The following is a 16977-nucleotide window of genomic DNA, read 5'->3' on the forward strand; positions in this document are numbered from 1 at the left end:
CGGCCGGGTCGCTGCCGGAAGGACACCTCCCCGATGCCGGTCGCTGCCGCCACGCCCCTGTCCCGGTCGCCCCTGGACCGTCCGGCGGGCGGCGCGTTCACCCTGGTCTTCACCACGCTGCCCGCGTTGCTGCGACTCACCTGCGGCCTGGTCGGCGCGGTCGTCGCGCTGTCCGTGCGAACACCGCCGGTGCGGGTGGCGCTGCTGCTGCCCGCCGTCGCGCTGCTCACCGCCTGGTCCGGCTGGTACGCCTTGCGCGCGCTGCGACACGGCATCGGCGGCGCGCTGGTCGCCGGTGACGTGGCGCTGACCACCGCCGCCGTCCTCGCCCTGCCCTGGCTGGTCGCCCCGGAGGTGCTCCCGGGCGAGGCGAGCTGGGTCGCGGTGCTCGCCAGCACCACGGTCATCAACGCGCAGGCGACCGCCCCGGCCCGCTGGTCGGTGCCGGCCGGCCTGCTGGTGACCGCCGCCTACGCCACCGGGGCCACGATGGCCGGGAACCCGGTCGAGGCTCGGGCGCACACCGGCACGCTGCTGGTGCAGACCGGCTGCACGGCGGTGATGACGGCGGTGATGCGCCGGCGGATCGGACGGGCCGACGCGGCGTTCGCGGACTACCAGCGCCTCTCCCACGAGGCGGTGGTGGCCCGTAGCGCGCGCGAGGCCGAACGGCGGCACCACCGGGACCTGCACGACACCGTGCTGGGGACGCTCACCATGGTCGGGCTCGGCGCGGTTCCGGGCAGCTCGGCGGCGTTGCGCGAACGGTGCGCGGCGGACCTGCGTACCCTCACCGCGCTGGCCGGCGCGCGGACCGCGACCGGCGACGTGGACCTGGACGAGCGGCTCCGCGCGGTCCTGGCCGGGATGCCCGAGCTGACCGTGGCCGCGACGCTGGCGCCGTGCCGGGTGCCGGCCGAGGTCGCCGCGGCGCTCGCGGACAGCGCCGCCGCCGCGCTGGCCAACGTCGCCCGGCACGCGCCCGGCGCGACCACCACGCTGCGCCTGGCCCGCGAGGGGCGCGCCGTCGTGGTCGAGGTGGTCGACGACGGTCCCGGCTTCGATCCGACCACGGTCCCGGCCCACCGGTACGGGCTGCGCGAGTCGATCCACGGTCGGATGGCCACCGTGGACGGCCGGGCGGTGGTGACCTCCGCCCCTGGCGCCGGCACCGGAATCCGGTTGGAGTGGTCGAATGACGACTGAGGCGGGTACGGCGGTGACCACCGGCGCCGCGCCGCGTGCCCTGCCCCGGCCCCGGCCGGCGGCGCGCTCCGGGACCGCCTCCGCCCCGCCGGAGGCGCACGCGGTGGCGGACGCGTCGGACCGGGGCGCCCGGGTCGTCGCGGTCGTCATCGCGCTCGCCTGGCACCTGGCGATCGGGCTGCCGGCGGTGCTGGCGGCCGGTCCCGGGATGGCCGCCCCGGCGGTGGTGGCCGCCGGCTGGCTGGTGACCGCGTTGGTCGGCGTCGCGACCGGCGTACGCCTGCTGCGTGGCGGCCTGCCCCCGGCCGGGCCACTGGCCGCGGTGCTGCTGGTGGTCGACGCGGCGGTGTTCGCGGCTGCCGGCGGGCGGTTCCTGTTCACCTCCGCCAACTGGGTGTGGGGCGGCCTGGCCTGGTTCTTCCTGCTGGTGCTCTGGCGGCGGCCGGTGCGCTGGCTGCTCGCGCTGCTCGCCGCGCACGCGACGATCGCGCTGGCCGCCGTCGTGCTCCACGGCGCGACCGCGCCGGCCGACCTGAGCCGCTACGCGATGTACGTCTACGGCACCTCCACCCTGCCGGTGGCGGTCTTCGCCGGCGCGGCGGCGCTGACCGCCCTGGTCCGGGACCGGGCCGGCACCGCCGCGGCGGTGCTGGCCGTGGCCGCGGAGCGCGAGGCCGCCGAGCGGGCCCGCAGCGAACGGCAGGAACGGCTCGCGCTGGTCAGCGGCACGGCCGAGGAGGTGCTGGCCGCGCTGGCCGCCGGGGACGCCGATCCGGCCGACCCGGCGGTACGCCGCCGCGCGGTGCTGGCCGCGGCCCGGCTGCGCCGGTTGATCGCCGAGTCGGACGACGTGCCCGACCCGCTGCTGCACGAGTTGCGCGCCGCCGCCGACCTGGCCGAGCGGAACGGCCTGCCGATCGAGCTGGTCGCGGTCGGCACCCCGCCGACGCTGCCGGTCGAGGTGCGCCGGGGCCTGGCCGACCCGCTGACGGCGGCGCTCGCCGGCGCCCGAGGGTGGGCCCGGCTGACCGTGGTCGCCGGCCCGGACGAGGTGGTGGTCAGCCTGGTGACACCGGACCACGACGGCCCGGACGACGGCGTCGCCCCACCGGGCGGGGACGGGTCGGTGGAGCATCTGCACGAGCGGGACGGGGAGATCAGATGGACGCAGACCCGCTGGCGGCGGATGTGAACGCGGGACGGGCGGTCGGGGTGGCGATCGTGGACGACCATCCCGTCGTCATCGACGGGGTGCGCGCCTGGTTGGCCACGGAGCCACGGTTGCGGGTGCTGGCCACCGGGGACGACCCGGACGCGGTGCTGCGGGCGGCGCCGGACGCCGAGGTGGTGCTGCTCGACCTGCGCCTGCACGGGCGGATGGTGCTCGACAAGCTGGCCGAGTTGAGCGCGGCCGGGCGGCGGGTGGTGGTCTACTCCGAGCACACCGACCCGCAGACCATGCTGGCCGCGCTGGACGCGGGGGCGATCGCGTTCCTGGCCAAGCACGAGGGACGCGAGCACTGCGTGGCCACCGTGCTCGCCGCGGCGAGCGACCGCCCGTACGTGCCGCCGGCGCTGGCCGGGGCGATGGTCGGCGACGCGCGGCCGGACCGTCCGTCCCTGTCGGACAAGGAACGTGAGGCGCTGCTGCTGTGGTTCCAGTCGATGTCGAAGGCGTCGGTGGCCCGGCGGATGCAGATCAGCGAGCACACCGTGAAGCAGTACGTCGACCGGGCGCGCATCAAGTACACCCGGGCGGGGCGTCCGGCCGCCACCAAGGCGGCGCTCCTCGCCCGGGCGATCGAGGACGGCCTCGTCCGACCGGAAGATATCGGCATCTACCGGTCGCAGGCGTCGGCCGACCGGCCGACCCCCTAACGGCTGTCATGACAATCACCCCAGGAATCCGCGAGGCTCGTCAGTATCGCCAACCGTCACCGGGAGGTCGTACCGTGCCGGAGGACGCCGCACCCTTCTTCATCGGGCCGCACCGGTTCGACGCCGACGACGACCCCACCCGTCCCGTGCTCGACCGGCGCTACGCGCTGGTGCCCGAGCCGGGCGAGCGGCTGCTCGGCCAGCACCGGCTGCCGGTCGCCGGTCACCTGCTCGGCCCGACCGAGGACGTGCGCTGCTGGGCGTTGCCCGCCCCGGCGTCCGTCACGGTGACCGACCGGCGGCTGGCGTACGTCTGCACCGGCTCCGAACTGTCCCTGGTCCCCGGGCGGGACAGCCGCACGGACGCCCGGCACCGGCGTACCGTCCGGCTGTCCCGTCTGGTCAGCGGTCAGATCCGCTGGCAGTGGCCGTCCCGACTGGAGCTGGCCGAGGTCGGCGACGACACCGCGGAGCTGCGCGTGGTCTGCGACGCGCTGCGGACCATCCGGCAGCCGGCGCTCGCGCTCATCGGCCCGGTCGACCTGGTCACCGCGCTGGCCCGGCAGGTACGCCGGTCGGTGGCCGGGTTCCGGCTGGCCCACCCGGACCTGGTGGACCTGTCCCCGCCGGAACGCGACGCCCTCGCCACCCGGGTGGCCGCGTCCCCCGGTCCGACGCTCGGCGCGGTGACGTTGCCGGGCTCGCTGCCGGTGGAGTTCCTGTCCCGGGACGACTACTACCGCCCGCTGGCGGTGGACACGCCCGCCTGGCCGGTGACCGACTTCCCGGTCCGCGACCAGCCCGGCTCCGCCTGCTGACGCCTCTCCCCGGCCGCCGTTCCGCCGACCGCCGTCCCCGCCCGCCGGGGCTGGGCGGCGGGGGCGCGGAGGATCAGGAGGTGCTGCGGGAGCGGCGGTCCGACCGGTCCAGCTCGGCGGCCTGCTCCGGGGTGGGCGCGCTGCCGCCCAGGTGCGCCGGCTGCCACCACGCGTCGTCCGGGCCGGCCGGCTGGTCCGGGTATTCCCGCTGGGCGCGGTCGACCAGCGCCGACAGGCGGGTGCGCAGGTCGGCCGTCATGGCGGTGCCGTCCGGGTAGGCGGCCGGGTCCATCGGCTCCCCCACCAGGATGGTGATCGGGGTGTGCCGGCGGGTCAGCGTGCGCGGGCGGCCCTTGGTCCACAGCCGCTGGGTGCCCCAGAGCGCGACCGGCAGCAGCGGCACACCGGCCTCCTGCGCCATCCGGGCGGCGCCGTTCTTCAGGTCCTTCACGGTGAGGGAGCGGCTGATCGTCGCCTCCGGGAAGACGCCGACCACCTCGCCCCGGCGCAACGCGCCGACCGCGGCGGCGTAGGACCCGGCGCCGGCGGCGCGGTTGACCGGGATGTGCTTCATGCCGCGCATCAGCGGCCCGGAGATCCGGTGCCGGAAGACGCTGTCCTTGGCCATGAACCGGACCAGCCGGCGGGACTCGTGCGCGCCGTAGCCGCAGAAGATGAAGTCGAGGTAGCTCACGTGGTTGGACGCCAACACGGCGCCACCGGTGCGCGGCACATGGTCGCTGCCCTGCACGTCCAGGCGCAGGTCGAGGGCGCGGAACATCGTCTTGGCGGCGGTGATCACGGGCGGGTACACGAGCTCCGGCATCCGGTAACTTTACCCCGGGTAGGTTACGCGACCGTAGGGCCGCTCTGCCCTGCGCAGACCGGGGTGGTCCCCCGGCCCGGCCACCGTCACGATGGCGGGATGACCGAACGCGGCGTGCTGCTCTGGATCCACGGCGGGGGCTGGCGGGCCCGGGCCCACGAGGACGGCGCGGCGCTCGCGTCGCTCGGGCTGCGGGTGGTGCCGGCGGGCTACCGCTTCTCGCACCAGGCCCGCTGGCCGGCGCAGCTCGACGACGTCCGTGCCGCCGCGCGGGCGGCCCGGGCGGGCGACCTGCCGCTGCTGGTCGGCGGCGACTCGGCCGGTGGGATGCTCGCCCTCCAGGTCGCGTTGCGCGGGGTGGACCGGCCGGGCGACGTGGCGGGCGCGCTGGCGTACTGGGCTCCGGTGGACCCGCTCGACCCGGAGCAGCGGCGCCACCGTCCCCCCGGCGACGACCCGTGGACCGACCTGCTGGGCCACCCGCCGGCCGCCGGCGATCCGGCCACCACGGACGCGACCGTCGCCACCCACCTCGGCTCGGGCGTGCCGGTGCTGCTGGTGCATGGGCGCGACGACGTGCCGGTGCCGGCCGCCCAGGCGGTCGGGCTGGCCGCCCGGCTGCTCGCCGCCGGCCACCCGACGCACCTCTGGCTCACCCACGGCGGCCACGCGCTCGACCTGGCCCGGCCCGACCTGCGCGCCGTCGCCGCCGCGTTCCTGGACAGCGTCCTGCCGGAGGCACCGGCCGACTAGGTTCTACAGGCATGCCCGACCTCGCCGCGATCGTCATCCACTGCCGGGACCCCTACCTGCTCGCCCCGTTCTGGAGCGCGGTCAGCGGGCTGCCCGTGGTCGAGGCGGACCGGGCGAAGCTCGCCGACCGTACGCTCGCCCCGAGCGAGGCCGTGCTGTTGCGTGACCCGCACGGGCGGCGGCCCGACCTGTGGATCAGTCCCGCCGCCGAGCTGCCCGCGCCCGGCCGGATCCACCTGGACCTGGTCGGCGACGCGGAGGAGCGGGCCGCCGTGCTGGAGGCCGGCGCGACAGTGGTCCGCGAGCTGTCCCGCTGGACCGTGCTGGCCGACCCGGAGGGCAACGAGTTCTGCCTGCTGCCCCCGAACGAGGCACACACCGGGCACTGACCGGCCGGCTCAGTCGTCCAGCTTGTGCAGGTCCAGCCGGCCGCGGGCGAACGCGTCCACCCGACCCCACCGGCCCGGGATGTCCAGCACCTCGATCCGACCCATGCCCACCGGCAGCCGCGGGTCCACCGCCAGGTGCCCCTCGTGCGGCTCCAGCCCGAGCATCGTCCGGATCAGCAGCAGCGGCGCCCCGGTCGACCAGGCCTGCGGGCTGCACGCGGTCGGATACTCCACCGGGAACTTGGTCAGGTCCCGCTGGTAGCCGCCGAACGCCTCCGGCAACCGGCCGTCGAAGTAGGTGGCCGCGTCCAGGATGCCGTTGGCGACCGTGGCCGCCTCCTCGGCGAAGCCGTACCGGCGCAGGCCCCACGCCACGAACGAGTTGTCGAACGGCCAGATCGTGCCGTTGTGGTAACCGATCGGGTTGTAGCGGACCTCGCCCTCGGCCAGCGTCCGCACGCCCCAACCCGACCAGAGCCGGGGCCCCACCAGGTGCTCGGCGAGCATCGGCGCCCGTTCGTCGTCGACGATCCCGCTCCACAGCAGGTGGCCGATGTTGGAGCTGAGCACGTCGCACTGGCGCCCCTCCGGGTCCAGGGCGAGCGCGTAGAAGCCGCCGTCCTCCACCCACCAGTCGCGGTTGAACCGCGCCTTCAGCTCCGCCGCCTCCCGCTCCAACTGGTCGGCGTACGCGGGGTCGCCCCAGAACTCCCGGGCCATCCGGGCGGCGCGCATCTTCGCGTCGTACGCGTAGCCCTGCACCTCGCAGGAGGCACGCGGGAACGGCGGCAACGTGCCGTCGGCGTACGAGATGGAGTCCCAGGAGTCCTTCCAGCACTGGTTCTCCAGGCCGGTGTCGGTGTTGCGCCGCTCGTACCAGATGTAGCCGTTGCCGACCAGGTCGGCGTAGTCGTCGATCCACTTCAGCGCGGCGCGGCACTCCCGTTCCAGCTCCCGGACCAGCGCGACGTCGCCGCTCCACTTCTCGTACTCGTCGAGCAGCACCACGAACAGCGGGGTGGCGTCGACCGAGCCGTAGTAGGGCGAGTGCGGCTGCTCCTCGAACGCGGCGGTCTCGCCGTACCGCATCTCGTGCAGGATCCGGCCCGGGTCCTCGTCCCGGAAGTCGTCGAACCGGGTGCCCTGCAACGCGGCGAGGATCCGCAGCGTGGTCTTCGACATCTCCGGTGCGAACGGCAGCACCTGGAGGCAGGTGAGGATGCTGTCCCGGCCGAACATGGTCATGAACCAGGGCAGGCCGGCGGCGGGCAGCGTCTGCCCGCCGAGCGACAGCGGCGAGAAGCGCAGCGCGGCGAGGTCGACCAGGCTCCGCCGGTAGGTGGCCGCGACACGTCCGTGCTCGCTGTTCACCTTCGGCGCCCGGTCGATCCACTCCTCCAGGTCGTGCTGGAGCGCGAGCCGCTCGGTGCCGTGCGCGCGCAGCCCCATCCGCAGGTCCCGACCGCCCGGACCGATGGCGAACGTCTGCACGTCGATGAGCACGTCCCACTGCTCGTTCGGCTCCAGGTGGATGCTCCAGGCGAAGCCCTTGCGGTCGTAGCGGGCCGGCTGGTTCGCCGAGACCACCGTCTCCCGCTTGAAGTTGCCGCGCCGGTAGCCCAGGCGCAGCCGATCGGACTCCGCCTCGGAGTACAGCTCGCCCTTCTTGTTCAGGATCTCGTCCTTGACCTGGAACAGGTCGGCGAAGTCGGACCCGGCGTCCATCCGGATCTCCAGGTCGACCGGCTTCTCGTCGTGGTTGAGGATGGTCAGCGTCTCCCGGAAGCTGCCGCCCACCGCCCGTTCCCGGATGATCGACAGCTTCGCGTCGACGTAGTGCGTGGCCACGCCCGGGACCAGGAAGAAGCGGGCCTCGTAGTACTGCAGGTCGTCGTAGGACAGCGCGTTGAGCCGCTCGCCGTTGACCGTCAGCACCCACTTGGAGAGGTAGCGGGTGTCGAGGGAGAAGAGGCCGGTCGGCTCGCTCGGCGTGGCCTCGATGTCACCGGTGTCCTCGGAGACCACGAAGGTGTTGCCGTCCAGGATCCGGACGGTGTTGGTCCCGGGCATCAGGCGGCCCTCCTCTGGAACGTGTGGTGCGGTCCCCGGGAGTTCGGCGGACCGGGGAAGACCCGCTCGACCTGGAGCACCAGCCGCAGGTCACCGACGACGGTCATGTCGCCCCGCAGCAGCGCGGCGACGGCGTTCTCCTCGCCGCCGACCAGGTCGGCGAAGAGCCGGGGCTCGGTGCCGACCACGGTGTCCGCCTCGCCGTCCTCCTGCCGCACGCGCAGGTTGCCCCGGTCGATCTCCAGCAGCCAGTGCGTGGTCTGCGCACCCTCGTGCAGGTCGAACCGGAGCGTCCCGGACGTCTTGACCAGCAGGGGTTCGAACCCCCGCCGGTCCAGGTCCTCGAAGAATCTCGTCGTCGCGTCCACCATCCGGCCGACTCCTCCCGCGCTTCCGGCCTCCTCCGTCGGAGCACGGGTCCCCGCCGGGTGGCGGGTCAACCTCGCCCGTTCCGGGTGAGGCGACGGTTGGCGTACGCGAGACGCCGGCCCCCGAACCGGGAGCCGGCGTTCACCGCGTGCGTCGGTCAGTTGTTGGGGTCGTCGGCGCTGATGTCCGCGAGCACCGACTGGGGTTCCCGCTCCACCGCCAGGTCACCCATCGAGATCAGGCCGACCAGCCGCCCGTCGTCGATCACCGGGAGCCGCCGGACCGCGTAGGTGCGCATCAGGTCGGCGGCGGCCACCGCGTCGTCGTACTGGCTCACCGTCACCACGTCCTTGCTGGTGATCTGGTTGAGCGTGGTGGAGCTGGGGTTCATGTCCTCGGCGACGCCCCGGACCGTGATGTCCCGGTCCGTGACGATGCCGATCACGTTGTCGCCGTCGGTCACCACCACGTCGCCGATGGCGCTGTCGCGCATCTCCTGCGCCGCGGCGGTGAGCGTGTCGTTGCCGTCCATCGTCACCAACCGGGTCGTCATGAACTCTCCGACCGTTGTCATGGTGCTCCCCTCTCGGTGTCGGCACCGCCGTCTACCCGCCGCCCGAGGCGGGGTAACGCGGGCCGCCTCACCGCCGGTGCCGCAGTCGCCGGAGCAGGTCGTAGGAGCCGTTGCTGGACAGCCCGTAGAAGAGCGGCAGCAGCAGGAGCACCACCAGCGCCACCGGCACGCTCACCCACCACCCCACCCCGCCGGCGATCGCGTACGCGGCGACGCCGAGCGCCGCCCGGATCCGTTCGGCCGCGAAGAACCGGGCGGTCACGCCCGCCTGCAACAGCTCCCGGTGCCGGCTCAGGTAGTGGTAGAGCCAGAGCCAGGCCGCCGAGAGGACGACGCCGACGACCGCGTACGCGGCGACCGCGACCCGCTCGTCGAAGGTGTCACCCTTCTCCACCGCGCGGGAGACGAGCGCGGTGACGAAGGGCAGCAGCGCCACGCTGAACAGCACCCCGAGGTTGGCCCAGTGCAGGCCCCGGTCGGCGCAGCGGACCCGGTGGAACGTCCCCTTGTGGTTCAGCCAGTTCACCGCCACGTACAGGTAGGACGTGACGTAGGCGAGGTAGACCGGCCACTGGTCGAGCAGCGCGTGCAGCATCCCGCCCGGCGCCGACTCGGGCACACGCAGGTCGAGCACCAGCAGGGTGATGACGATGGCGAAGACCGCGTCGCTGAAGCCGATCGCCCGGGCCGTGTCCGAGCGGAGCCCGGCCTCGATCTCGACCTCGTCGACGTCCCCCGTGTCCCGTCCGGCCGCCATGGTTCCTCCCGCCCGCCGGCGTGGTTCGCCGACGACCGGGCCCGCATACCCGCTGCGGGGGCGTCCGTGCGGTCACGGACGCCCCCGCGACGATTCCACGCCCCGGCGCCGAGCCGGCTCAGCGCTCGGCGGCGACCAGTTCGGCGAGCTGCACGGCGTTGAGCGCCGCGCCCTTGCGCAGGTTGTCGTTGGCGCAGAACAGCGCGAGCCCGTGCGCGACGGTCTCGTCGACCCGGATCCGGCCGACGTACGTCGGGTCCTGGCCGGCCGCCTCCAGCGGCGTGGGCACGTCGCGCAGCGCCACCCCCGGCGCGCCGTCGAGCAGCTCCCGGGCGCGGGCCGGGTCGATCGGCCGGGCGAACCGGGCGTTGATCTGCAACGAGTGACCGGTGAAGACGGGCACCCGCACGCAGGTGCCGGAGACCTTCAGGCCGGGGATCTCCAGGATCTTGCGGCTCTCGTTGCGCAGCTTCTGCTCCTCGTCGGTCTCGTCGGAGCCGTCGTCGACGATCGAGCCGGCGAGCGGGAGCACGTTGAACGCGATCGGGGCGGCGAACGACCGGGGCGTCGGGAACGACACCGCCGAACCGTCGAAGGCGAGCGCGCTCGCGTCCTCGGCCACCTTGCGGACCTGCTCGTCCAGCTCGGCCACCCCGGCCAGGCCGGCGCCGGAGACCGCCTGGTAGGTGGCGACGACCAGGCTGACCAGCTCGGACTCGGCGTGCAGCGGGCGCAGCACCGGCATCGCGGCCATCGTGGTGCAGTTCGGGTTCGCCACGATGCCCCTGGGCCGGTCGGCGAGAGCGTGCGGGTTGACCTCGGCGACCACCAGCGGCACCTCGGGGTCCATCCGGAACGCGGAGGAGTTGTCGATGACCACCGCGCCGGCCTCGGCGACCCGGGGGGCCAGCTCCTTCGCCGTGCCCTTGCCCGCCGAGAAGAGCACGATGTCCAGCCCGCGGTAGTCCGCGGTGGCCGCGTCCTCGACGGTCACCTCGCCGTCGCGCCAGGGCAGGGTGCGCCCGGCCGACCGGGCCGAGGCGAACAGCCGCACCTGCTCCGCCGGGAACTCGCGCTCCGCCAGCACCTGCCGCATGACGCCACCGACCTGGCCGGTGGCTCCCACAATGCCGATCCTCATGCCCGCGAGGCTACCCAGCCGGGCGGGGCGGGCGGGAAGCCTTTCCCAGCGCGCGGGCCGGGGCGACGGGAATCACACCCGTCGCCCCGCCCGGTCAGCCGTGGTCGACCACGTCGCCGAGGCCGGCGGCCACCAGCTCGTCCCTGATCACCGCCGCGTCCCCCTCCACCACCAGCGTCAGCGACTCCGGGTGCAGGTGCGCGGCGGCCGCCGCGGACACCTCCTCGACGGTCGCCGCGAGCAGCGCCTCGCGCAGCCGCGCGTGGTAGTCGTCCGGCAGGTCGTGCACCACCAGTGTGGTCAGCGCCGAGGCGATGGCCCGCGGGCTCTGCAACTCGACCGAGAGCTGGCCGGCCCGCCACGAGCGGGCCACCTCCAGCTCCTCCTCGCTCACCCCGGTCAGCTGGGTGCGCGAGACCTCGCCCACCGACTCGACCAGGGCCGGCGCGGTCACCGCGGTCTGCACGCCGGAGGTGACCGCGAAGCGGCCGAACCGCCGGGACGAGGCGAAGTCGCCCCGGATCCCGTACGTGTAGCCGCGTACCTCGCGGATCAGGTGGTTGAGCCGGGAGGTGAACGCGCCGCCGAGCACGGTGCCGGCCAGCGTCATCGGCACGTGGTCGGGGTGGGCGCGGTGCGGGGACGGGTGACCGAGCCGCAGCGTGGACTGCACCGAGCCGGGCCGGTCGACCAGGATGACCCGCCGCCGGCCGGCGAGCGTCGTCTCGATCGGGCCGCCCCGGTCGACCGGACCGCCGCCGGTGCCGGCGAACGCGGTCGCGCCCAGCGCGTCCAGGTCGATCCGCTCCAGGTCGCCGGCGACGATCAGGGTGCCGGGACGGATGAACCACTCGGAGTGGAAGACGGTCACGTCGTCCACCTCCAGCGCGGCGACGCTCTCCGGGTCGCCGTAGAGCGGGCGCCCCCACCGGTTGTCGGCGCCGAAGAGGTCGGCGCGCAGCACCGCGTCGGCGCGCGGGCCCGGGTTGGCCCAGTCCATCCGCAGCGCGGTCGCCTCGTCGTCGCGGACCCGCAGCACGTCGGCCGGGTCGAGCCGGGGCGTGCGGACCGCCTCGGCGAGCAGCTCCACCGCGGCGCTCAGCCGGTCGACCGGCACCTGCACGCTCACCTGGAACGAGTCCCAGTCGAGCCCGGCCACCAGCTCGGTGCCGAGCGCCTCGATGGCCAGCGCGTACGCGGTGGCGTCCCGCTGCGCGGTGCCCTCCTCCAGGGCCTTGGCCAGCACCGCGCCGAGCCCCTCCTTGCCGACCGGCTCGCGGCCCGCGCCGCCGTCGAGCAGCAGCAGCGCGACCGCGAGCGTCTGCCCGGGCAGGTGCGCGGCGACCACCTGACCGCCGGCCACCGTCCGCCGGACCACCTGCGGGAACCGGTAGGCGCGGGCGGCGCCGGGGCCGGGACGGGTGGCGATCAGCGTCATGAGGTCTCCTCGGGCAGGTAGGTCAGGATCACCCGGTCGTCGGCGCCGAGCAGCGCGGCGGCCTGCTCGGCGATCTGCTCGGCGGTGACGGCGAGCCAGCCGGGCAGCCGGTCGGCGGCCCGGGCCGGGTCGCCGAACTGGGTGGCGTACCGGCCGAGCGTGTCGGCGCGACCGTCGACGGTGGACATCTGCCGCCACCACATGGTGCTCAGCAGGGCCTTGGCCCGGTCCAGCTCGGCGGCGGTCACCGGCACGGTGGCCAGCTCGTCCACCACCTCGGCGAGCCCGTCGCGCAAACGCTCGGCGGTCACGCCGGGCCGGGCGGTGGCGGTGGCGATCAGCGGCGCCGGGGCGTGCGCCAGGTCCACCCCGTACGCGCCGACCAGGTCCGGCTGGGCGATCCGCTCGCCGTCGGCGAGCCGCTGGTAGAGCCGGCTGCCCCGGCCGCTGCCCAGCACGGTGGCGAGCACGGTGGTCACGTCGTACCCCGGGTCACCGAACGGGTGGGTGCGGTGCGCGAGGTAGACGCGGGGGGCGGGCACGTCGGCGGTGACCGTCTCCACCGCCGGCGTGCCGGCGGCGGGCACGGTGCGCCCGTCCGGGGCGGCCGGGATGTCGGAGCGCGCGGCGAGGCCGCCGAAGTATTTGTCGGCCAGCGCGAACACCTCGGCCGCGGTGGTGTCGCCGACCACCGTCAGCACCGCGTTGTTCGGCGCGTAGTAGGTGCTGTGGAACGCCTGGAACGTGGCCAGGTCGGCGGCGTTCAGGTCGGCCATCGACCCGATGGTGGCGTGGTGGTAGGGGTGGCCGGGCGGATAGAGCAGCGGCAGCAGCCGCAGCCAGGCGTCGCCGTAGGGGACGTTCTCGTAGCGTTGCCGCCGCTCGTTCTTGACCACGTCGCGCTGGTTGTCCAGCGTCTCCTGGGTCAGCGCCGGCACCAGGCCGCCCATCCGGTCGGCCTCCAGCCAGAGCGCCAGCTCCAGGTGCTCGGCGGGGACGGTCTCGAAGTAGTTGGTCCGGTCCGGGTTGGTGGTCGCGTTCAGCGATCCGCCCGCGCCCTGGATCAGCTTCATGTGCTCGGTCTTGGCCACGTTCACCGAGCCCTCGAACATCAGGTGCTCGAAGAGGTGGGCGAAGCCGGTCTGGCCCGCCGGTTCGTGGCGCGAACCGACGTCGTACCAGAGGTTGACGGCCACGGCCGGGGCGGTGCGGTCCTCGCTCACCACCACACGCAGGCCGTTGTCCAGTCGGGTCGTCTCGATCGGCCAGGGGTAACCGCTGTCGGGCATGGCACGACGCTATCCGATCCCGGGGGCGGAAAGGTGACGCGCGGGGAGCATCGTCGCCGCGGGTCGGGGTACCCGAGCGCCATGGCCACCCCCGTACCGTCCGCCGTCGAGCGGGCCGCCGCCGCGCTGGCCCGCCTGCGGCACGCCCGGCTGCTGCATCCCGCCGGCCGCACCTTCGCCGCCGAGGTGCTGATCTGGGGTACGTCGGGACCGCCGACCGGGGTGCCGCTGCTGGACCGGCCGGGCCGGTGGCCGGCCACGGTGCGCCTCTCCAAGGGGGTGCCCACGCCGGGCGGCTGGCCGGACGTGCTGGGCGTGGCGGTCCGCCTGCACCGGGACCCGGAGCCGCCGGTGGACCTGCTGGTCAGCTCCAGCGGCGCCGCGCCGGTGCTGCGGAACCTGCCGCTGCCCCGGCGGCGCTTCACCGGGACGTACACGTCGATCATGCCGTTCCGCGCCGGGGCGCGGCGGCTGTTCCTCGCCGCGCTGGCCGACCCGGACTCGCCCGACCTGGGTCGCTCCCTGGCCGGGGTCGACGCGGCGGTGGCCGCGGACGAGCCCCGGCTGGTGCTCGCGGTGGCCTCGGCGGTGGGCCCGTGGCGACCGTTCGGCGAGGTACGCCTCGACGGGCGGCGCGGCGCCCCGGAAGACGCCGCGCTCGCCTTCGACCCGGTCGGCAACGTGCCGCCCGGCCTGCGCCTGGCCGGTCCGCTGGCCCGGCTGCGGGACGCCGGCTACCGGGGCTCGCGTCGGGGCCGGGGCGTCGGGCTCAGTCGGGGGGCTCGATCGGGGTGACGGTCTCCTCGGACGTGCGGTGCTCCAGCACCGTGTCGGGGGCGGCGTTGCGGTCCTCCTCACGCAGGTCCGACTCGGCGAGGATCGCGTCGGCCTGGGCCTCCGCGTCGTCGCTGCCCACCGCCGCCTCCTCCGGCAGCAGGTGGGCGCGGGAGGAGATCCGGTCCTGGTCGCTCTGGTCGTGGCTCATGGTCGTTCCATACCCCGCGTTCCGCTCTGCGGAACGGAGCGGGACTTCCCGGTCGCGTCGGGTAGGCTGGCCGACGTGACGCGGTCGTATCGATGGTTTAGGCAGCCGGCTGGAGGAGCCGGTGACTCGACCATGAGCTGACGTCACCACCTCTTCGAGCCGGCCGGGCAGGGATTCTTTTCCCTGCCCTTTCGTATGCGAGCAGCCGGCTCGATCCCCCGGACCCGGCACGGGGGCACGGTCGGCGGAAGGAATCCCCACCGTGACCACGTCCCAGGACGCCCATCGGGTCATCGACCAGCGCATCGACCGTGTGGTGCCGCTGACCACCCCGGCCCTGCTGCACCACGACCTGCCGCTGGACACCCCGCTGGCCGAGGCCGTCGTGGCCGGCCGGCGTGCGGTCGGCCGGGTGCTGGACCGCGACGACGACCGGTTGCTCGTCGTCGTCGGCCCCTGTTCCGTGCACGACCCGGCCGCCGCCCTGGAGTACGCGGGACGGCTGCGCGAGGTCGCCGACCGGGTCGCCGACGACCTGCTGGTGGTGATGCGGGTCTACTTCGAGAAGCCGCGCTCGACGGTGGGCTGGAAGGGACTGATCAACGACCCGGCGCTGGACGGCTCGGGCGACGTGAACACGGGTCTGCGGACCGCGCGGGCGCTCCTGCTCGACGTGCTCCGGCTGGGCCTGCCGGTGGGGTGCGAGTTCCTCGACCCGATCACCCCGCAGTACATCGCCGACACCGTCGCCTGGGGGGCGATCGGCGCCCGGACCGTGGAGAGCCAGGTCCACCGGCAGCTCGCCTCCGGCCTGTCCATGCCGATCGGCATGAAGAACCGGCCCGACGGCAGCATCGCCACCGCGGTCGACGCGATCCGCGCCGCCGGCGTGCCGCACGTCTTCCCCGGCATCGACGTCTCCGGCACCCCGGCGATCATGCACACCCGGGGCAACGCCGACGGTCACCTGGTGCTGCGCGGCGGGGGCGGCCGGCCCAACTACGACGCGGAGTCGGTGGCCGGGGCGCTGGACCTGCTGCGCGCGGCCGGCCTGCCCGAGCGGGTCGTGGTCGACGCCAGCCACGCCAACAGCGGCAAGGACCACCGCAACCAGCCGGTGGTGGCCGCCGACGTGGCGGCGCAGCTCGCCGCCGGGCAGCGCGGGATCGTGGGCATCATGCTGGAGAGCTTCCTGCTCCCCGGCCGGCAGGACCTGGACCCGACGCGGGAGCTGGAGTACGGCCGGTCGATCACCGACGCCTGCATCGGCTGGGACACCACCGGCGAGGTCCTGGACCACCTGGCCCAGGCCGTCCGGGCGCGTCGCGCCACGCTCCCGACCCCCGCCTGAGCGGGGTTGGGGGGAGTTTGACCGGTTCGGGGCCGGGTAGGTGGTCGGCGTGACCGATGACGCGCCCGTGACCGAGCAGCCGGACACCAGGCCGCTCGACGACCTGCTCGACGACCTCTACCGCGGTCAGGAACGGATCACCCAGGCCGACATCTACCGCCGCGCGGTGGCCGCCGAGCTCCCGGCCGAGCTGCTCACCCGGATCGCCGCGCTCCCCCAGGGCGAGTACGCGGTCGACGAGGCGGCCGAACTGCTGGGCGGCACGGTCGCCTGAACACCCGCCCGACCGAGAGGACCCGACATGACCGACCGCGAGCCCGAGCACGAGCACCTGGCGGCGCTCGGCCAGCCCCCGGAGGGCATGGACACGCTGCCGGAGCCGGACTTCGCCAACGAGCACGACCGCACGGCGGTGGACCGGGACATCATCACCGGGGCGGACGAGGACGAGCGCGAGCCGGAGACCTCGCGCGGCTGGGCCGGCGAGGACCACGGCACCACCCCCACCTGATCTCCGGCGCGACGACGACGGGGCCGGCGCACTCGCGCCGGCCCCGTCGAGTCGTGCTCACTTCTCGTGGTGCCCACCCTCGGCGGCCTGCTGGGCCACCGCGTAGCCCATCTGGAGGAAGTCGGAGGCGGCCACCGCGGTCAGCGCGGTGGCGACCAGCCGGGTCAGCCGGGGCGCCAGCACCAGGCCGCCGGTGAGCCCGGTGGCCACCCAGACCGCCAGGCAGAACGGGCAGCTGACCAGCTCGCCGAGCGCGTGCCGGGTGGGGCTGCCCTCGTCCCGGACCTGCTCCATCACCTCGCCGCTGCCGATCGGGTGGTCGTAGCGGGTGAACGGCGCCCGCAGCGGGCTGGTGATCGCGTCCTTGGACAGCAGCCGGCTCAGTTTGTGCGTGGCGACCGAGAGCAGCACCACGTCGCCGGGCGAGGGCCGCTCCGGCACCGGCCGGCCGGTCGCCCGGACCAGCCCGACCAGCGCCGCGGTCACCCCGGCGTAGGTGCCCATCGCCTTCAGGTAGCCCTCCAGCGGTCGGTGCTCGTGCGGCGCGTACGCCTGGCGCAGGCGCGCCACCTTCTGCTTCAGGCCACTCCCGGTCAACCCGGCCTCCCTCTCGTGCGTCGTG

The 16977-nt window shown here is 74.6% G+C and carries 20 protein-coding genes; 10 read left to right on the plus strand and 10 right to left on the minus strand.

Annotated elements, in window-relative coordinates; all coding sequences use genetic code 11:
- The first annotated feature begins 33 nt into the window (after positions 1 to 33).
- From COO58_RS22265 to COO58_RS22280, 4 genes are all read left to right on the plus strand, one after another.
- Positions 34 to 1206, plus strand: a complete 1173-nt coding sequence (locus tag COO58_RS22265; RefSeq protein ID WP_091571589.1) for a sensor histidine kinase — start codon at positions 34 to 36, stop codon at positions 1204 to 1206.
- Positions 1196 to 2398 (plus strand): hypothetical protein, encoded by a 1203-nt coding sequence (locus tag COO58_RS22270; RefSeq protein WP_098747061.1) that lies wholly within the window; start codon positions 1196 to 1198, stop codon positions 2396 to 2398. Before COO58_RS22265 ends, COO58_RS22270 begins: the two co-directional genes overlap by 11 nt.
- Entirely contained in the window at positions 2368 to 3084 is a 717-nt protein-coding gene (locus COO58_RS22275) for a response regulator transcription factor (RefSeq protein WP_098747063.1), read from the plus strand. The genes COO58_RS22270 and COO58_RS22275 overlap by 31 nt, the downstream gene beginning before the upstream one ends.
- Positions 3085 to 3158: 74 nt before the next feature.
- Positions 3159 to 3902 carry a hypothetical protein gene (locus tag COO58_RS22280; RefSeq protein ID WP_091571579.1) on the plus strand — a complete coding sequence of 248 codons (744 nt, stop codon included), beginning with the start codon at positions 3159 to 3161 and terminating at the stop codon, positions 3900 to 3902.
- 73 nt (positions 3903 to 3975) lie between these two features.
- Here COO58_RS22280 and COO58_RS22285 read toward each other — a convergent pair whose 3' ends face one another.
- Positions 3976 to 4728 (minus strand): 1-acyl-sn-glycerol-3-phosphate acyltransferase, encoded by a 753-nt coding sequence (locus COO58_RS22285; protein ID WP_091571575.1) that lies wholly within the window; start codon positions 4726 to 4728, stop codon positions 3976 to 3978.
- Positions 4729 to 4827: 99 nt separating this feature from the next.
- Between COO58_RS22285 and COO58_RS22290 the strand changes: the two genes are divergently transcribed.
- Together COO58_RS22290 and COO58_RS22295 are read left to right on the plus strand one after the other, a co-directional pair.
- Positions 4828 to 5481 carry an alpha/beta hydrolase gene (locus COO58_RS22290; protein ID WP_098747065.1) on the plus strand — a complete coding sequence of 218 codons (654 nt, stop codon included), beginning with the start codon at positions 4828 to 4830 and terminating at the stop codon, positions 5479 to 5481.
- Between the two features lie 11 nt (positions 5482 to 5492).
- Positions 5493 to 5870, plus strand: coding sequence for a VOC family protein (locus COO58_RS22295; protein WP_098747067.1), 378 nt, complete (start codon positions 5493 to 5495; stop codon positions 5868 to 5870).
- 9 nt (positions 5871 to 5879) lie between these two features.
- On the opposite strand, the gene COO58_RS22300 is transcribed toward COO58_RS22295, so the two are convergent.
- The 7 genes from COO58_RS22300 to COO58_RS22330 all read right to left on the minus strand — a co-directional run bounded on the left by COO58_RS22300 (position 5880) and on the right by COO58_RS22330 (position 13508).
- Positions 5880 to 7940, minus strand: a complete 2061-nt coding sequence (locus tag COO58_RS22300) for a glycogen debranching N-terminal domain-containing protein (protein WP_091571563.1) — start codon at positions 7938 to 7940, stop codon at positions 5880 to 5882.
- Positions 7940 to 8311 carry an SCP2 sterol-binding domain-containing protein gene (locus tag COO58_RS22305; RefSeq protein ID WP_091571560.1) on the minus strand — a complete coding sequence of 124 codons (372 nt, stop codon included), beginning with the start codon at positions 8309 to 8311 and terminating at the stop codon, positions 7940 to 7942. Before COO58_RS22305 ends, COO58_RS22300 begins: the two co-directional genes overlap by 1 nt.
- Before the next feature lie 155 nt (positions 8312 to 8466).
- Entirely contained in the window at positions 8467 to 8883 is a 417-nt protein-coding gene (locus tag COO58_RS22310; protein ID WP_091571557.1) for a CBS domain-containing protein, read from the minus strand.
- A gap of 67 nt (positions 8884 to 8950) precedes the next feature.
- Complete coding sequence (locus COO58_RS22315) at positions 8951 to 9640, minus strand: TMEM175 family protein (RefSeq protein ID WP_091571554.1); 690 nt, start codon at positions 9638 to 9640, stop codon at positions 8951 to 8953.
- A gap of 118 nt (positions 9641 to 9758) precedes the next feature.
- Positions 9759 to 10781: an aspartate-semialdehyde dehydrogenase gene (locus COO58_RS22320; protein ID WP_098747069.1), complete on the minus strand. Its 1023-nt coding sequence runs from the start codon at positions 10779 to 10781 to the stop codon at positions 9759 to 9761.
- Between the two features lie 94 nt (positions 10782 to 10875).
- A complete protein-coding gene (locus COO58_RS22325; RefSeq protein ID WP_098747071.1) occupies positions 10876 to 12219 on the minus strand; it encodes a pitrilysin family protein in 1344 nt (447 codons plus the stop codon).
- Complete coding sequence (locus tag COO58_RS22330; RefSeq protein WP_091571541.1) at positions 12216 to 13508, minus strand: pitrilysin family protein; 1293 nt, start codon at positions 13506 to 13508, stop codon at positions 12216 to 12218. The genes COO58_RS22325 and COO58_RS22330 overlap by 4 nt, the downstream gene beginning before the upstream one ends.
- Positions 13509 to 13589: 81 nt before the next feature.
- On the opposite strand from COO58_RS22330, the gene COO58_RS22335 reads away from it, so the two are divergent.
- Positions 13590 to 14303, plus strand: coding sequence for a phosphodiesterase (locus COO58_RS22335; RefSeq protein ID WP_098747073.1), 714 nt, complete (start codon positions 13590 to 13592; stop codon positions 14301 to 14303).
- On the opposite strand, the gene COO58_RS22340 is transcribed toward COO58_RS22335, so the two are convergent.
- On the minus strand, positions 14278 to 14493 hold the full coding sequence (locus COO58_RS22340) for a hypothetical protein (RefSeq protein WP_091571535.1): 216 nt from the start codon (positions 14491 to 14493) through the stop codon (positions 14278 to 14280). The genes COO58_RS22335 and COO58_RS22340 overlap by 26 nt on opposite strands.
- Positions 14494 to 14746: 253 nt before the next feature.
- Between COO58_RS22340 and COO58_RS22345 the strand changes: the two genes are divergently transcribed.
- Genes COO58_RS22345 through COO58_RS22355 form a run of 3 tightly spaced genes read left to right on the plus strand, consistent with a single transcriptional unit; the run spans position 14747 to position 16355 of the window.
- Positions 14747 to 15844 (plus strand): 3-deoxy-7-phosphoheptulonate synthase, encoded by a 1098-nt coding sequence (locus COO58_RS22345; protein ID WP_098747075.1) that lies wholly within the window; start codon positions 14747 to 14749, stop codon positions 15842 to 15844.
- A 40-nt stretch (positions 15845 to 15884) separates the two neighbouring features.
- Entirely contained in the window at positions 15885 to 16118 is a 234-nt protein-coding gene (locus COO58_RS22350; RefSeq protein WP_369700212.1) for a hypothetical protein, read from the plus strand.
- A gap of 27 nt (positions 16119 to 16145) precedes the next feature.
- The gene (locus tag COO58_RS22355) at positions 16146 to 16355 is read left to right on the plus strand and encodes a hypothetical protein (protein WP_091571527.1); all 210 of its coding nucleotides are present in this window, start codon (positions 16146 to 16148) and stop codon (positions 16353 to 16355) included.
- 57 nt (positions 16356 to 16412) lie between these two features.
- On the opposite strand, the gene COO58_RS22360 is transcribed toward COO58_RS22355, so the two are convergent.
- On the minus strand, positions 16413 to 16952 hold the full coding sequence (locus COO58_RS22360) for a DUF1360 domain-containing protein (RefSeq protein ID WP_091571524.1): 540 nt from the start codon (positions 16950 to 16952) through the stop codon (positions 16413 to 16415).
- Positions 16953 to 16977 lie beyond the last annotated feature (25 nt).

It is taken from the genome of Micromonospora sp. WMMA1996 (assembly GCF_002573675.1).
GTDB lineage: Bacteria > Actinomycetota > Actinomycetes > Mycobacteriales > Micromonosporaceae > Micromonospora > Micromonospora sediminicola.

Coding starts and splice junctions, on each gene's coding strand:
- COO58_RS22265 (WP_091571589.1), top strand. CDS start 34: ATGCCGGTCGCTGCCGCCACGCCCCTGTCCCGGTCGCCCCTGGACCGT.
- COO58_RS22270 (WP_098747061.1), top strand. CDS start 1,196: ATGACGACTGAGGCGGGTACGGCGGTGACCACCGGCGCCGCGCCGCGT.
- COO58_RS22275 (WP_098747063.1), top strand. CDS start 2,368: ATGGACGCAGACCCGCTGGCGGCGGATGTGAACGCGGGACGGGCGGTC.
- COO58_RS22285 (WP_091571575.1), bottom strand. CDS start 4,728: ATGCCGGAGCTCGTGTACCCGCCCGTGATCACCGCCGCCAAGACGATG.
- COO58_RS22290 (WP_098747065.1), top strand. CDS start 4,828: ATGACCGAACGCGGCGTGCTGCTCTGGATCCACGGCGGGGGCTGGCGG.
- COO58_RS22295 (WP_098747067.1), top strand. CDS start 5,493: ATGCCCGACCTCGCCGCGATCGTCATCCACTGCCGGGACCCCTACCTG.
- COO58_RS22300 (WP_091571563.1), bottom strand. CDS start 7,940: ATGCCCGGGACCAACACCGTCCGGATCCTGGACGGCAACACCTTCGTG.
- COO58_RS22305 (WP_091571560.1), bottom strand. CDS start 8,311: ATGGTGGACGCGACGACGAGATTCTTCGAGGACCTGGACCGGCGGGGG.
- COO58_RS22310 (WP_091571557.1), bottom strand. CDS start 8,883: ATGACAACGGTCGGAGAGTTCATGACGACCCGGTTGGTGACGATGGAC.
- COO58_RS22315 (WP_091571554.1), bottom strand. CDS start 9,640: ATGGCGGCCGGACGGGACACGGGGGACGTCGACGAGGTCGAGATCGAG.
- COO58_RS22320 (WP_098747069.1), bottom strand. CDS start 10,781: ATGAGGATCGGCATTGTGGGAGCCACCGGCCAGGTCGGTGGCGTCATG.
- COO58_RS22325 (WP_098747071.1), bottom strand. CDS start 12,219: ATGACGCTGATCGCCACCCGTCCCGGCCCCGGCGCCGCCCGCGCCTAC.
- COO58_RS22330 (WP_091571541.1), bottom strand. CDS start 13,508: ATGCCCGACAGCGGTTACCCCTGGCCGATCGAGACGACCCGACTGGAC.
- COO58_RS22335 (WP_098747073.1), top strand. CDS start 13,590: ATGGCCACCCCCGTACCGTCCGCCGTCGAGCGGGCCGCCGCCGCGCTG.
- COO58_RS22340 (WP_091571535.1), bottom strand. CDS start 14,493: ATGAGCCACGACCAGAGCGACCAGGACCGGATCTCCTCCCGCGCCCAC.
- COO58_RS22355 (WP_091571527.1), top strand. CDS start 16,146: ATGACCGACCGCGAGCCCGAGCACGAGCACCTGGCGGCGCTCGGCCAG.